Genomic DNA, 303 nt, shown 5'->3' on the forward strand with positions numbered 1-303 from the left:
CGCCGGCGGTGACGAGCAGAGTGGCGTTGTCGTCCGGTCGAGTCCAGGTCCCCACCGCGTACACGGCGTCGGTGTGGCCGTGGAGCTCGCCGGCGGGTTGCAGGCTGTTGGGGTCCCACAGCCGCACCACCCGGTCGCCGCCGGCGGTGACGAGCAGGATGGTGCCGTCCGGCCGGGTCCAGGTCCCCACCGCGTACACGGCGTCGGTGTGGCCGTGGAGCTCGCCGGCGGGTTGCAGGCTGTTGGGGTCCCACAGCCGCACTACCCTGTCGCCGCCGGCGGTGACGAGCAGGATGGTGCCGT

At 73.6% G+C, this 303-nt stretch carries 1 pseudogene; it reads right to left on the reverse strand.

The features are described from left to right. Positions 1-303, reverse strand: a pseudogene (locus LPA42_RS33520) (hypothetical protein); the annotation flags it as partial.

The sequence above is a fragment of the Micromonospora sp. DH13 genome, assembly GCF_020873825.1.
GTDB classification, from domain to species: Bacteria; Actinomycetota; Actinomycetes; order Mycobacteriales; family Micromonosporaceae; genus Micromonospora; species Micromonospora haikouensis.